Raw genomic sequence first — 13,554 nt, 5'->3', positions numbered from 1 at the left:
GCCGCCGGCGGAGATGGTGCGCGAGGCCGAGGCGTTCGCGGAACGGATGGCGCAGCGCCGCTCCGTACGTGACTTCGCCCCCGACCCCGTCCCCGACGCGGTGATCGAGGCCGCGATCCGGGCCGCCTCGACCGCGCCGAGTGGGGCGAACGTGCAACCGTGGCGGTTCGTCGTGTTGACCGACCCGGCCCGCAAGCGTCGACTACGCGAGGCGGCGGAGGCCGAGGAACGCGCCTTCTACGACCGCCGCGCCTCGCGGGAGTGGCTGGACGCGATCGCCGGGTTCGGCACCGACTGGCGGAAGCCGTTCCTGGAGACCGCACCGGCCGTCATCGTCGTCTTCGAGATACACCAGGGGCCGCACAGCCCGAAGCCGTACTACGTCAAGGAGTCTGTCGGCATCGCGGTCGGCCTGCTGATCACCGCGCTGCACCACGCCGGCCTGGTCACCCTGACCCACACGCCCAGCCCGATGCGGTTCCTCAACCAGGTCTGCGAGCGGCCCCCGGAGGAGCGCCCGCACGTGGTGATGCCGGTCGGATATCCCACCCCGGACGCCCATGTCCCCGACCTGGCCCGCAAAACCCTCGACGAGGTCATGGTCCGCTGGTGAGGTCCCCGGTCAGGAACTCGACCAGTGGCTCGACGTGCCGGTCCGGGCGCCGCCACTCGGCCAGCAGATCCTCCAGCAGGTGCTGCTCGGCGAGCAGCTCCGCGCCACGGTACCGCCGGATGACCGGGTGGATGAAGGCGCTCTCCCGGGCCCGGTCCGGCGTCGGGTGCCGGTCGATGGCGAAGACGTCGCCGTAGTCGTCGCGCCCCCACCGGAGCGCGAGCGTGTACCAGTGCGCGGCGGCCGCGAAGCGCTGCACCGCGTAGTCCTCCGGCAGGTCCTCGTAGTGCTGGAAGTCGCCGGTGACCTGGTCGCGGACGAAGACGTCGCAGAGGTACTCGAACTGCGTCCAGAGCGCCGACGACCAGTTGATCCGGTCGAGCATCAGTTTGGCCAGCGACGCGGCGTCGGCCGGTGTGGTCGTGCGGGGCAACGGGACGTCCTCGTACCGCTCACGCAGGATCCGGGTGAACGTGCGGAGGTTGTAGCGGAAGCCGTCGATGAAGGGCGACGAGGCGTGCTTGACGTCCCGGGCCTGGGCGATGGTGCCGGCGAAGTAGAGGTCGTCGACGTTGCTCGACTGCCAGTCCGGGCGCAACCCGGGCATCCGGCCGTCCCGCACCATGTCGGGCCGGCACGTCTCGTCGAACATCGTGGTGTCCATCCGGAAGCCGGTGCAGCGCAGCACCGTGTGGTAGTCGAGGACGGCGGTCTCACCGTCGGCGTGGGTGTACGTGATCGACACCTGGTACCGCCCGTCGACCGGCCGGATCTCGTCGATGGTGCAGTCCAGCACCGAGTGCAACGTCTTGAACTGGTAGCTGTCGAGGATCGCGCCGTACTGACCACGGACGTCCCCGGGATGTTTGGTGTTCCAGGCGAGCCGCAGGGGTTGCCGGCTGGCGAGGTGCACCATCGACGCCCGGCCGAGGATCGCCGACGCGGTCTCGAAGGCGGAGTTCCCCTTGCCGATGATCAGGACCCGCTGCCCGTCGTACGCGGTGGGGTCGATGACCATGTCCTCGTACCCGACGGCATGCTCGATGCCCTTGATCGCCGGTACGAACGGCTGGCCCCAGCCTGTCGCGACGACCAGGCAGCGCGCGCGTACCTCCCCCCGGTCGGTCCGTACCGTGAAACCGTCGCCCGTCCGGGTGATCCGCTCGACCGTCGTGCCATAGCGGACGTTGAGCTGGTGGACCCGTTGGAACTCGGCGAGATAGCGCACCAGGTCGTCGGCGGCGGGCAGGTACTCCTGGCTGAATTTCGGGAACAGCAGGTCCGGTGAGTCGTTGAGCAGCGAATTCCAGTCCCAGCGCAGCCGGATCTCGGGATCGTTGCTGTCGGTGTGCACCTTGTTCAGGGAGATCAGCCGGCGATGCCGGGGAAACCGCCGGAAGAACCCGCCCGGTTCGTCGCCACTCTCGAGCGTCAGGTAGTCGGCGCGGTGCCGCTGAAGGTAGTAGCTCAGCTGAAGTCCGGCGGGCCCCGCCCCGACGATGACGTACCTGTGCTCGTTGCCGACCATCCTGGGACCTTTCGACGGAGAGGTGAGTCCATCGACCATGGGATGGATAGCGGAGTGTGTCAATGCGGCTTGCCGACCGGGAACCGATGCAGTGCGCCGAGAACGGCAGCACCGCGAGAGTCAGGGGCGAGGATCACGGACGCCTCCGCTCGGCTGTGGCTGAAGAACCGGGTACCCCAGGCCGGATCGGCGGTCGGACCGAAGGCGCAGGCATTCGGACGGCCGCACGGTGTGGCGAGGAAGTCCCACGGCACGACGTGGTACGCGGGTACGGCAAGCACATCTGCGGCTCGCGGCGCTACACCTCGGAGTGAGGGGCGGCCCACAGGTGCTGCCCGGCCGAGCCGTTCAGCCGGGCAGCAGGTCGTCGCGGCGGCGGGCCAGGAGCAGCAGGACGACTCCAGCGACCACGGCACCGGAGCTGTACCGGACCAGCGCACTGACGGGGTCGCCGGTGACCGGCAGGTTCGGGCCAGGGGGCGGCGGGTCGTCTCCGACGTACCGGAACCGGATCCCGGTCGAGACGCCGTCAGGGGTGTCGACGATGATGGTGGTGTGGCCGGCCCGGCAGGCCGGGGTGCGGAACGTCAGCGAGGTGCCGTCGGGAGCCACCGTGACCTGGTCGGCCGGAATGGTCCGGCCGCAGATCGTGATCGTGGTCCTACCGGGTCGGAATCCGCGGCCGAGGAGTGTCACCGTCGTGCCGCCCATGGTGTCGCCCCGGACCGGGTCGACCCTCTCGACGGTGGGCGCGACGACCAGGTAGGTGAAGCCCTCGGAGGTGACCGCGTCGGCTCCGGGCATTCGCACCCGAACCTCGACCGGGCCGGCGGGGCCGGGCGGGGTGACCACGGTCAGTGCGGTGCCGTCGGGGTCGACCGTCAGGTTGGTGCCGGGGACACCGTCGAAGGTCACCCCGGCCACCCGGTGGAAACCGGTTCCGGTGATGGTGACCGGCGTACCGCCGGTGCCCGGCCCGCGCGCCGGGCTGACCGCCGCGATGGTCGGCGCCACGTACTCGTAATGGCCGATGGCGCGGAGGCCGGCCGGGAAGGTCAACACCACCAGCGCCGGCCCAGGCGCGTGGGGCGGGGCGACCGCGCTGATGACGGTACCGGCCGGATCGATCGTGACGTCGGTGCCGGGGATCCCGTCGAAGGTCACTCCGGTCGCGCCGGTCAGGCCGGTACCGGTGACGACCACGGTGGTGCCGCCCGCGGTACGGCCGGAGCGGGGGGACAGCCGGGCGTCGCGGACCATGCTGCCGTCGGCCAGGTACGTGAAGTCCAATGGTGCCGTGGTGCCGCTGGGGGTGCGGACCAGGACGGTGGCCGGCCCGATCGGCCGGGTCGGGGTCGAGCCGGTCAGCGACCGCCCGTCGGGAGCCACCCAGACGTTCATCGCAGGTTCGCCGTCGAAGCTGACCGTCGTCAGGCCGGGAACGAGGTTGGTACCGGTGACGGTGAAGTCCTCGTAGCCCAACTGCCGACCGGAGGCCGGTGTGATCGCCGTGGCCGTCGGTGGCACACGCAGATAGCTGAAGCCGTCGACCGAGATGGCGTCGGCTCCCGGAATCAGCACCCTCACGACGGTCGGCCCGGGGAATCCGGGCGGTGTGACCACGGTCAGCGAGGTGCCGCTCGGGTTGACGACCAGGTCGGTCCCCGCTCTGCTGGCGAAGTTGACGCCGGTCGCCCCGGCGAGCCCGGTACCGGTGATCGTCACCGTGCTGCCGCCGACGGCCGGACCCTCAGCCGGAACGATCGAGGTGATCGTCGGCCCGAGGTAGCTGAAGCTCCCGGCGTAGGCATAGCCGGCGGGGAAGACGACCGATATGGTCGCCGGCCCGGCATCGCCGGGCGGAGTCACGATGCTGATCGTCGTACCGGCCGGGTCGACGGTGAAGTTGGTCCCGGGTACCTGGTCGAATATCACCCCGACCGCGTCGGTCAGATTGGTCCCGGTGATGGTGACGGTGGTGCCACCGAAACTGGGGCCGGTGTCCGGGGTGAGCCCGGTTACGGTGGCGTCGCTGCCGTCCGGCAGGTAGCTGTAGGTCACCGGCGGCGTCGAGCCGCCGGGGGTGGTGACGACGACGGAGGCCGTTCCGATCGGATGGGCGGGGGTGACGAAGGTGAGAGAGCTCTCGTCCGGACCCACATCGACGGCTTCCACGGGTACTCCGTCGACGGTGACGCTGGTCTGCTGGTAGATGAAGTTGCTGCCGGTGACGGTGACGTACTGGCCGCCGGACTGTGGGCCGGAACTCGGGCTCAGTCCGGTCACGGTCGGTGCGGGTGGCATGCCCGGACGTTCACAGCTCGCCCGCGCCACGATCACGGTTCCGACCGGGATCGTCACCGGGGAACCGGCGGCGGTGCCGGTCAGTGTGAAGGTGGCCAGGATGGCGGCGGACGCGCCGGCGCCGGTGGTCGTCTCGGTACTGCTCAGTGCGGCGTGCAGGGTGGCATCGAGCAGCCCCGGAACGGTGACCGGCGCGCTGGCGTCGACGCTGGGGCCGTTCACGGCCGGGTCGACGACCGTCGCGAACAGTCGGATCTGCCGGAATCTGGTGGTGGCGGTCTGCGCCCCGACGTATGGACAGTTGGCCAGGACGCCGACATCGACCGCGTCGAGCGTGCGGCTGCCCAGTACGTCCAGTGCCAGCACGGGCACGTCGGCGTCCGCGCTGGAGGAACCTGCCTGTCGTACGGCGAGGAGCGATCCGGCAGTACCCTGGGCGGTCACCCCTGTGGCCCCGGGCAGCGAGATGTCGGTCCGGAGGGCGAGATCTGCACCACGGCCGGCCGGCGCTGTCGCGCTGAGGATGGTGGCGTCCGCGCTGATTACCGGATCGCCGGAGACCTCCGCAGAGAGGTCCACCACCACGGCGCGGGCATCGGCGCTGCCCGGTTGGGCCACGGCCGGCGCCGGCACGGCCAGTACGACGGCACCGGCGACCAGCGTCGCCGCCAGTATCGCTCCGCTCTCCCGAATGGCTCTCACGGCTGCTCCGTCTCGGTGCGTCCGACCTCAGGTGGACGGACGGGAGCGTCCCAGGCCTGTCCTTCCTCTTTGAACGACCAGGAATCGCGAGAAGTTACGTGAAAACTACACAGAGTATTCATATGAATACGTATAGCGACGGAGGCGTCGGCGGGCGCGGACCGGATCGTCGAGGCCGCCAGCGACCCATCTATTGACGGCTGTCACTCAGCGTCGTCCAGTGCGCGTCCATTTGCGGTCCAGCCGAACTGCGTACGCTCTTCCATTGTCGACGGCATGGACGGAGAGCCGAAATTGCCCGAAATCAGCGCACCCACCACGGATCCGGTCGACACCCCCTTCACCTCCACGGGACCGGCCCGGTGCCGCCCCGGAGCGTGTCGTGGCGGCGGGTTCGACCCGGCACCGGCGCCTCACCCGGACGCGGCGGCACAGCGGATCGGAGAGCTCCTCGGTGACCTCGACGCGGGCGCCCACGTCGTCGAGGTCACCGCCGAGGCCGGCATCGGAAAGTCCAGGCTGCTCGCCGAGATCGCCCGCCTGGCCGGGGCCCGGGAGATCCGTGTCTTCTCCGGTGCCGCACCGCCGGACGGTGCGCTCTTCCCGTTCGGCGCCTTCGTCGACGCCGCCATCCGCCGTACCGGCGACGTCGACCTCGGGCCCGCTCCGCCGCCCGGAGTCCCGCCGGAGCACCGGCCGGTGCTCCGGGAGCTTCTCCCGCCGGGCGCCGGCCCGAGCGGCAGCCGCGCACGGCCGGACCGGTCGCTCCAGGCGTACGCGCGGATCGACGCCGTGTACGCCCTGCTGGAGCCGTACCTGGCGGCCGGCGGTCCCCTGGTGGTGGTGCTCGACGTCCCGCCCGCACACCCGCCGGAGCCGCTCGGACCCGACGACCGCGCCGACCCGGCCGACCGGACCGCACCGGAACCGGGTGCCGACGAGGCCGCACCGGAACCGGGTGCCGACGAGGCCGCGCCGGAGCGGGGTGGCGCACCCGTGGTCGCGCGTCCACGGCGCGGCCGGCGGCGGACCGGCCGGCCGGCGTCGGCCGCGCTGACCAACCGGGAGCGGCAGGTCGCCGAGCTGGCCGGTGACGGGCTCACCAATCGCGAGATCGCGGCGGCGCTCTTCGTCACCGAGAAGACGGTCGAGATGCACCTCACGCACGTCTTCGCCAAGCTCGACGTCCGCAACCGGGTCGGACTGGCCCGGCGGCTGCACGCGGCCGGCCGGAGCGAGTGACCGGCCCCCGGGGGCGGTGACCGCCGACCCGGCGACCGACCGGACCGGTCACCCCGCCCGCCTCACCAGCCCATCGCGACCGCGGCGACGAGGCCGCGCTTGTGGGTGATGGAGACCGTCACCTGGGCCACCCCGACCCGCTCGGCGGCGACGGTCGCCGCCCGGCGCAGGTCGACCTGCGGTGCGCCGCCGGGCCGGGAGAGTACGGCGACGTCGCACGGTGCCACCCCCTCGAAGAGTCCCGTGCCGAGTACCTTCAACACGGCCTCCTTGGCGGCGAACCGACCCGCCAGGAACTCCCGCCGTCGCTGCCCCGACAGTCGGTCGGCGTGCGCCAGCTCGGCGTCGGCGAAGGCGTACCGGACGAACCAGGCCCGCCCGGCCAGCCGGTCCAGCTCGTCCACGGACATCAGGTCAATGCCGAGCCGCATGGGGCGTCTCGTCAGGCTCGGTCGCGGCCAGGAAGTTGCCCTTCAGCACTCCCCGGAAGACGGACATCCGATGCAGGTTCGTGGTCCCTTCCATGATCTCGAAGGCCCGGACGTCACGGTAGATCTTCTCCAGCCAGGGATGTTCCACCAACGCCGCCGGTCCGAGCAGCCTGGTGGCGAGCAGCGTCGCCTCCTCGGCCAGCCGGGCGGCCTGTGCCTTGGCCGCGCCCAGCCGGTGACTGTTCACCGCGCCACGGTCGACGTCGGCGGCACCCTGCTGGATGAGCCGGCGCACCGCGGCGATCCGGTCCAGTACGTCGTCGAGGTGCAGCCGGTCGAAGCCGGCGAGGGCGGGGCGCTGCGCCTGGACGTAGTCGCAGACGGCCTGGGCACAGCCCAGCGCCATCGCCGCGATGGTGGGCCGGGCCCGGTACAGCACCTGGGTCGCGCCGTACAGGCCGCGGCGGGTCCGGCGCAGGTGCGCCCCGAGCAGGTTCTCCGCCGGCACCCGGACGCCGTCGAACCGGATCCGGCTGATCCGGGCGCCGCGCAGGCCGACGGTGGAGAGCAGCTCTCCGCTGAATCCGGGGGTGTCGGTGTCGACCAGTACGGCCTCGATGCCGAGCGGCCCGGTTGCCCGCCGGCAGAACACCACCCCGAACTCGGCGCGGGCGCCGTTGCCGATGTAGCACTTCTCGCCGTCGAGGATCCAGCCGTCGCCGTCGGGCGCCGGGGTGAGCGTGGTGGTCAGCTCGGTGGCGGCGGAGCCCTTGGCCGGCTCGGTGAGCCCGAAGAAGGTGTGCTGCGGCTGCGCGACGAGCCGGTGGTAGTACCGGTCGGCCTGTTCGGCGGTGGCGAGCACGTCGACGACGCCGCCGGAGAGCGCCGGGCCGGGGCTGGCCAGCCAGACGTTCGGGTCACCGTAGGCGAGCCGTTCCCAGGCGACGCTCTGCCCCAGTACCGTCCGGAGCAGGCTCACCAGGTTGGCCGGCGCCTCCGGGCCGGGCCAGTACCGGGGTGGGATGGCGCAGAACCGGGAGAGGCGCACCCCGGGCCGGTCCAGGTGTTCCGCGATGACGTCCGGATCGTGGTCGAGCAACCGGCCCAGCTCGCGGAAGTCCGCGGAGACCTCGGCGCAGAATCCGTCCAGCTCGCGGAGGGAGTCGTCGAGCAGCTCAGGCATGGTGGTCCTCCGTCGACCGGCCCGGCCGCGGTGCTCCGGGATGCAGGTAGAGATTGCCGGTGACCTCCGCGAGGTAGAGCTCGCCGGCCGGGCCGTCGAGCAGGAACCCGGCGGCGCCGAAGAGGTACAGGATCGTGCGACCGATCCGGACCAGCCGCTGGTGCGTACGCCACCGCGCGGCGCCGTCACCGCAACGCCGCTCCGGCGGCATCGCCTCGTCCTCGCGCAGCGCCATCGCGATGTCGGCGAGCTGCGCCTGGACGAGCTGCCGGGCCAGCAGCGAGGCCCCCTCCGAGCTGCGTTCGCCGAGATGCTCCAGCGCCTGGTCGAACGCGCGGCGCAGCACCGCCCGGTGCAGGTCGAGCAGTCCGGTGGCGAACCGCTCGGCGACGTCGTCCGGCACCGGGGGTGGTGGCCGGTCAGCACCGCCGGGCGGGGGTGTCACGGCGAGGCCGAACCGCCGCAACGGCGTCGGCTCCGCCGAGGGCAGCGCCGCCACCGAGGCGGCGACGTGCCCGGTCGGCGCCGGTACCGGCCCGTCGGGGCGGATGCTGTGGTGCAGGGCGTCCAGCGCGCGCGGGTATTCGCTGACGCCGAGCTGCTGGGTCAGGGTGATGGTCACGGCGATCTCCTCGGGGTCGGTGCGGCGGGCCGTCGCCACAGCACGGCGGCCTGGCTCTGCCCGGTACGCGGGTCGGTGTCGCAGAGCACCACCGACCGGTACGCGTCGCTCCACTCCTCGTGATGGCGCGCGAGTTCGAGCCAGACGCCGGTGCAGTACGGGCCGGCCGCGGCGTGGTGCACCGGCACGGCGATCTCGGCCAACTCGTCCGGGTGCGTCCACGAACCGGCGACGAGCAGGGTCGAGTCCGGCTCCAGGTCTGTCGTCACCGACCCGAGCAGGGCGCGCAGCGGCGTGCCCCGGGTCGCCATCCGGGTGCCGTGGAACTCGTACCGGCCGGTGTCGTCGAAGTAGAGCAGCGCCGCCGAGTTCGGCACCTTGTTCTCCTCGACGAACGGGTCGGGGTAGGCGTACGTGTTCTGCTCGCAGACGACCAGGGCCAGGGTGCGGCAGCGGCCGGAGCCGGCGAAGGCGTCGGCCACCCGCAGGGCGGTGTACGGCGCCCGGAGTCCCTGCTCGGAGACGGCGAAGCAGTGGCTGCCGCCGCCCAGCAGATAGTTGACCCGCTGGGCGACGTGCTTCAGCGCGATCATGTCCGGCAGCCCGAACGCGAAGACCAGCAGGTCGGGGCTGGTCAGCCGGAACGGCAGCCGGCCGATCACACTCTCGGCCAGCTCGGTGAACCCGATGTTCGCGCCCTGCCGGAGCCGCTCCTCGTCGCGCTGGATGCCGAACCGGACGAGCAGGTCCCGTTCGAAGATCGCGCAGTCGGGATCCGGCCGGTACGGGATGCTGCCGGGTTCCAGCACCAGGGCGGCGGATGACAGTGACAGCGGCATGGGATCAGGGCTTGTCGTCGAGGTTGCCGGCCACGTACTCGGCGAGGGTCTCCAGCGAGGTGAAGTCGGACATCTCCAGGTTCTCCGGGTCGACCTCGATGCCGACGCTGTCCTCCAGGGCCATCAGCAGTTCGAGGATCGAGGTGGAGTCCAGGTGCAGGTCCTCGAAGAGCCGGGTCTCCTTCGGCATGCCGGAGACCGGGCGCTGGAGTACCTCGCTCAGCGCCCGCTCGATGTCGGCGATGATCTTACTGTTCTCCATGGCTGGTCCCTTCGGGTGAGGCGGTGGCGGTGGTGCCGGTGGTCACCGGCACGGGCAGGCTGACCAGGCGTTGCGGCCGGAGCAGGTCCTCGACGGTGTCGCGGCTGCGGACGAGGTGCGCCACACCGTCGAGCAGGAGCACCTCGGCCGGGTGGCCGTGACTGAGGAAGAGCACCGGCGAGGCGCTGGGGCCGTACGCGCCGGAGCGCTCCACCCCGAGCAGGTCGCCGGGGCGGACCTCGGGGAGCCGGACCTGCTTGCCGACCACGTCGCCGGGAGTGCAGAGCGGCCCGGTGACCGTGTAGACGTGTTCGGCCGGCTCGTCGGGACGGCTCAGCGACCTGATCGGGAAGTTCCGCTTGACGAAGCTGCCGACGCCGACCGCGGCCATGTGGTGGTTGGTGCCGCCGTCGGCGACCACGAACCACTCGCCCTTGGAGCGCTTGACGTAGCGGGCCCGGGTCACGTACGTGCCGCACCAGCCGACCAGGTAACGGCCCAGTTCGGTGACGACCCTGCTCTCCGGGTGGCGTTCCCGGAACGCGGCCACCTCGTCGTTGACGCCGTCCACCGCGGCGTCGCCGTCGAGGTCGGTCTCGTTGTCGAAGTACGGCACGCCCCAGCCGCCGCCGATGTCCACCATCTCCAGCGGGATGTCGAGCGCCTTGGCGAGCGCCTCCGCCATGGCCAGTACGCCCCGGGTGTTGTGCCGTACCGTCGCCGCGTCCAGGATGCGGGTGCCGAGGTAGGCGTGGATCCCGGCGACGCGTACCCGGCGCAGCCCGCGCAGCGCGGCCGGGCCGTCCCGGAGGATCTCCTCGTCGATGCCGAACTGGCGCGGCTTGCCGCCCATCGCCAGCCGGGAACCGTGGGTGTCGAAGTCGGGGTTGACCCGCAGCACCACCCGCAGGCCGGCGGCCGCGTCCAGCGCGTCGAGCGCCAGCACCTCGTCGAGCGACTCGCAGACCACCGCGTAGATGCCGCGCTCGCAACAGGCCCGCAGCTCCTCGGCGGACTTGCCGGGACCGAGGAAGATCACGTCGGCGGGGTCCACCCCGGCCCGCTCGGCGGTGACCAGCTCGGCCAGCGAGGAGACCTCCAGACCCGCGCCGAGGGCGCCGAAGAGCGCGCAGACGCTGAGGTTCGGGTTCGCCTTGGCGGAGTAGAAGATGTCCACGTCGGGACGGAGCCGGCCGCGCAGCGTCTCGTACCGGCGGCGCAGCAGGTCGCCGTCGTAGACGTACACCGGGGTGCCGAACCTCTCGGCGATCTCGGCGTAGTGGTCGGTCATCGCCGTTCCTCCGTTGCGGTGGCGGTCATGTCGGCGCGGGGTTCGGGCATCGGCGCTCCTGCGGTAGGGCGGCGCTCCTCGGGTGCGAGGCCGGCGAGGGCGGCCCGGGCGGCGTCGTCCAGTGCCGCCAGCCCCGCCTGGTCGGCGGCGACGAGCAGGGCGTACAGCCGGCCGTCGAAGGGCGGCGGACGATCGGCGTCGGCGTTGACCGTGCCGAAACAGGTGATGAGGAACCGTTCGGCGCCGGTGCGGTCGAGTACCGGCCCGAGCGTGCGGGCGAGTTCGTCGAAGGAGACGGGCGCGGCCAGCCGCAGCGGGTAGTGCCGGGCGAGCGCCACGTGCCCGTCGGGCTGGTACCGCTCGGTCACCCCGCCCTGGTAGCTCGACATGTTCAGCCGGGCGTTGATCTCCAGTACCGGGTACAGCTCGCCGCCGGTGGCGACGACCGCGTCGACGCCGACGACCCCGACGTACCCGTCGGCGTGCAGCCGGGTCCCGACCACCTCGGCGGCGTGCGCCAGCTCGGCCCGCTGCCGTGGGGTGAGCGCGACCGGCATCAGGTGTCCCTTGTGTACGCCGTTCTCGGTGATCGCCCGCTTGACGAAGTCGAGGGTGACCCGGCCGTCGCCGGCCACCGTGAGCTGGTAGTTGAGGTCGTGGCTCTTCTCCAGCCACTCCTCGACGACCACGTGCAGCCGGTCGTCGCCGCTGCGCTCGGCCCGCCGGTCGACCATCCGCAGCAGCCGGTCGGCGGTCTCCGGGCGGTCCAGCAGCAGGAGCCCCTTGCCGGAGACCCCGTAGGCGTCCTTCACCACGAACCGGGTGCCGTCCGCGAGCGCCGCCCGGTGCCGGTGCAGCACCGCCGCGAGTTCGTCGCGACTCTCGCAGCAGTCGCCCGGCACGGCCCGCAACCCGGCGGCCGAGGTCAGCCGGCGGGAGTAGATCTTGCTGTTGACCCGGGCGAAGGTGGCCGCGTCGGGTACCGCGAGCGGCAGCCCGCACCGGTCGGCGAGCTTCTCCTCCAGCACGGTGGTCCCCATCGGCAGCAGTCGGGCCCCGGCGGCGCCGAGCGCGTGCAGCCGACCGAGCAGTCCGGGGGAGTCGAGGACGTCCTCGGTCGTCGACCGGTCGGCCCGGACGTTCTCCGGCACGAGTACGGTCGGCACCGGCAGCCCCAGCCCGGTCAGGTACTCCCGGTAGCCGGGGTCGAGCGGGTGTTTGAGTACCAGTACGTCGTCAGCGCCGGCCAGCAGGACGCCGTGTTCCTCCATCCGGGCCACCACCGAGGTCGGGGCGGCGAATCGCGGCGCGGGAAGTCCGACGTGTCCCTCGGCCCACCAGTTCTCGGCCTCGAAGTTGCAGAGCAGGACCAGTCGCCCGGTGGGCGCGCCGAGCAGGTTCGTCTTGAGCGTACGCAGATAGCTCGTGTCCATCGCCCACCCTCCGTCAGTATTGGATGACCATGGCGGCGTACGTGGCGCCGACCCCGACCGAGGTCAGCAGGTAGTACTGCCCCGGAATCAGCAGATCGCGGTCGCGCATCGTCGCCAGGTTGATGAACGGATCGGAACAGTACGTGTGGCTGTAACTCGCGATGTTGTCGAGAAAGACGCGGCTCCGGTCGAGACCGACCTTCGCGCACAGCCGCAACCACAGTGTCCGGTTGACGTTGTGCGGGACCACCATCGCGATGTCGGAAATCTCCAGCCCGGCCCGGCGCAACGCCTCCTGCATCATTTCCCACAGGTGGACGTTGTAGGTGTCGTCGAATTCCTTCTGCCGCTCGACCGTCATCCGGAACCCGTCGGCGAACTCACCGGCGGTGTGTGCGGCGTAGGAGAGGATCCGGCTGCCGGTGCCGTCGACGCCGAGCAGGCAGGCCGCCGAGCCCTCCCCGGTCACCGAGACGTTGAGCATGTACCGCACCAGGCCGGTGAACGGCTTCTCGCCGGTGACCACCAGCGCCTGCGCGGTCGGGTCGCCGTCGGCGCGGAGCAGCTCGCTGGCGACGTCCAGCGCGGCCAGGTTGCTGGCGCACATCTGGTGGGTGACGGCGAAGGCGTCCGCGTCGACCAGGCCCAGCCGCTCGCGCAGCCGGTCGGCCGCGAAGACGAACGACGGGGTGAGGTCGGGGAAGGTGTGTGCGTAGATCAGGTACCGGATGCGGCCCGGGTCGGAGACCGAGCGGAGGACCTTCTCGGCCGGGGCGGCGAGCAGGTCGAAGAGGTCCAGGTCGGGGTCGAGGTGTATCCGGTCGAGTCCGCGAATGCGCCGGAACATGCGTGCCTGATGTCGGTTCAGCCCATTCGCCTCGGCGATCTCCTCGACGGCCCAGGACCGTTCCGGGGCGAACGCCTCGACACGCAACAGGCTCGTGACGGGCTTGGCCACCGATTTCTCCAGGTGAGCGGCCACCGATTCCTCCCAGTGAGCGGTACGCCGGCGCGGCACTGTCGCACAACGACGGCGCGCGGCGATGCCAGATTATGTGCGGCGCCCGTTCGGCGGAACTGGGGAATCCCCCAGGATCTCGACGC

At 71.5% G+C, this 13,554-nt stretch carries 12 protein-coding genes; 2 read left to right on the top strand and 10 right to left on the bottom strand.

Annotated features, from left to right (window positions below; all coding sequences use genetic code 11):
- Positions 1 to 13: 13 nt before the first annotated feature.
- Positions 14 to 613, top strand: coding sequence for a nitroreductase family protein (locus C6W10_RS20245; RefSeq protein ID WP_199854057.1), 600 nt, complete (start codon positions 14 to 16; stop codon positions 611 to 613).
- Here the strand turns inward: C6W10_RS20245 and C6W10_RS20240 are convergent.
- Positions 597 to 2,141, bottom strand: a complete 1,545-nt coding sequence (locus C6W10_RS20240; protein WP_107259571.1) for an NAD(P)-binding domain-containing protein — start codon at positions 2,139 to 2,141, stop codon at positions 597 to 599. The genes C6W10_RS20245 and C6W10_RS20240 overlap by 17 nt on opposite strands.
- A 348-nt stretch (positions 2,142 to 2,489) precedes the next feature.
- Positions 2,490 to 5,147, bottom strand: coding sequence for an IPT/TIG domain-containing protein (locus tag C6W10_RS20235; RefSeq protein WP_107259569.1), 2,658 nt, complete (start codon positions 5,145 to 5,147; stop codon positions 2,490 to 2,492).
- Between the two features lie 294 nt (positions 5,148 to 5,441).
- Between C6W10_RS20235 and C6W10_RS39750 the strand changes: the two genes are divergently transcribed.
- Positions 5,442 to 6,389 (top strand): LuxR family transcriptional regulator, encoded by a 948-nt coding sequence (locus C6W10_RS39750; protein ID WP_234361350.1) that lies wholly within the window; start codon positions 5,442 to 5,444, stop codon positions 6,387 to 6,389.
- Between the two features lie 62 nt (positions 6,390 to 6,451).
- Here the strand turns inward: C6W10_RS39750 and acpS are convergent, their stop codons facing one another.
- Genes acpS through C6W10_RS20190 form a run of 8 tightly spaced genes read right to left on the bottom strand, consistent with a single transcriptional unit; the run spans position 6,452 to position 13,408 of the window.
- Positions 6,452 to 6,820, bottom strand: coding sequence for a holo-ACP synthase (gene acpS, locus C6W10_RS20225; protein WP_107259565.1), 369 nt, complete (start codon positions 6,818 to 6,820; stop codon positions 6,452 to 6,454).
- Entirely contained in the window at positions 6,804 to 8,003 is a 1,200-nt protein-coding gene (locus C6W10_RS20220; RefSeq protein ID WP_107259563.1) for an acyl-CoA dehydrogenase family protein, read from the bottom strand. The genes acpS and C6W10_RS20220 overlap by 17 nt, the downstream gene beginning before the upstream one ends.
- Complete coding sequence (locus C6W10_RS20215) at positions 7,996 to 8,625, bottom strand: acyl-CoA dehydrogenase family protein (protein WP_159104675.1); 630 nt, start codon at positions 8,623 to 8,625, stop codon at positions 7,996 to 7,998. Before C6W10_RS20215 ends, C6W10_RS20220 begins: the two co-directional genes overlap by 8 nt.
- Positions 8,622 to 9,464, bottom strand: coding sequence for a hypothetical protein (locus tag C6W10_RS20210; RefSeq protein WP_107259559.1), 843 nt, complete (start codon positions 9,462 to 9,464; stop codon positions 8,622 to 8,624). The genes C6W10_RS20215 and C6W10_RS20210 overlap by 4 nt, the downstream gene beginning before the upstream one ends.
- A 4-nt stretch (positions 9,465 to 9,468) precedes the next feature.
- Positions 9,469 to 9,726: an acyl carrier protein gene (locus tag C6W10_RS20205; protein WP_107259557.1), complete on the bottom strand. Its 258-nt coding sequence runs from the start codon at positions 9,724 to 9,726 to the stop codon at positions 9,469 to 9,471.
- The gene (locus tag C6W10_RS20200; RefSeq protein ID WP_107259555.1) at positions 9,713 to 11,017 is read right to left on the bottom strand and encodes an alanine racemase; all 1,305 of its coding nucleotides are present in this window, start codon (positions 11,015 to 11,017) and stop codon (positions 9,713 to 9,715) included. The genes C6W10_RS20205 and C6W10_RS20200 overlap by 14 nt, the downstream gene beginning before the upstream one ends.
- Complete coding sequence (locus C6W10_RS20195) at positions 11,014 to 12,450, bottom strand: ATP-grasp domain-containing protein (RefSeq protein ID WP_107259553.1); 1,437 nt, start codon at positions 12,448 to 12,450, stop codon at positions 11,014 to 11,016. Before C6W10_RS20195 ends, C6W10_RS20200 begins: the two co-directional genes overlap by 4 nt.
- A 13-nt stretch (positions 12,451 to 12,463) precedes the next feature.
- Positions 12,464 to 13,408 carry a 3-oxoacyl-ACP synthase III family protein gene (locus tag C6W10_RS20190; protein WP_107259551.1) on the bottom strand — a complete coding sequence of 315 codons (945 nt, stop codon included), beginning with the start codon at positions 13,406 to 13,408 and terminating at the stop codon, positions 12,464 to 12,466.
- Positions 13,409 to 13,554 lie beyond the last annotated feature (146 nt).

Source organism: Plantactinospora sp. BB1, assembly GCF_003030385.1.
GTDB lineage: Bacteria > Actinomycetota > Actinomycetes > Mycobacteriales > Micromonosporaceae > Plantactinospora.
Note: the sequence above shows the minus strand (reverse complement) of the source record. Positions and strands in the feature narration are given on the sequence as shown.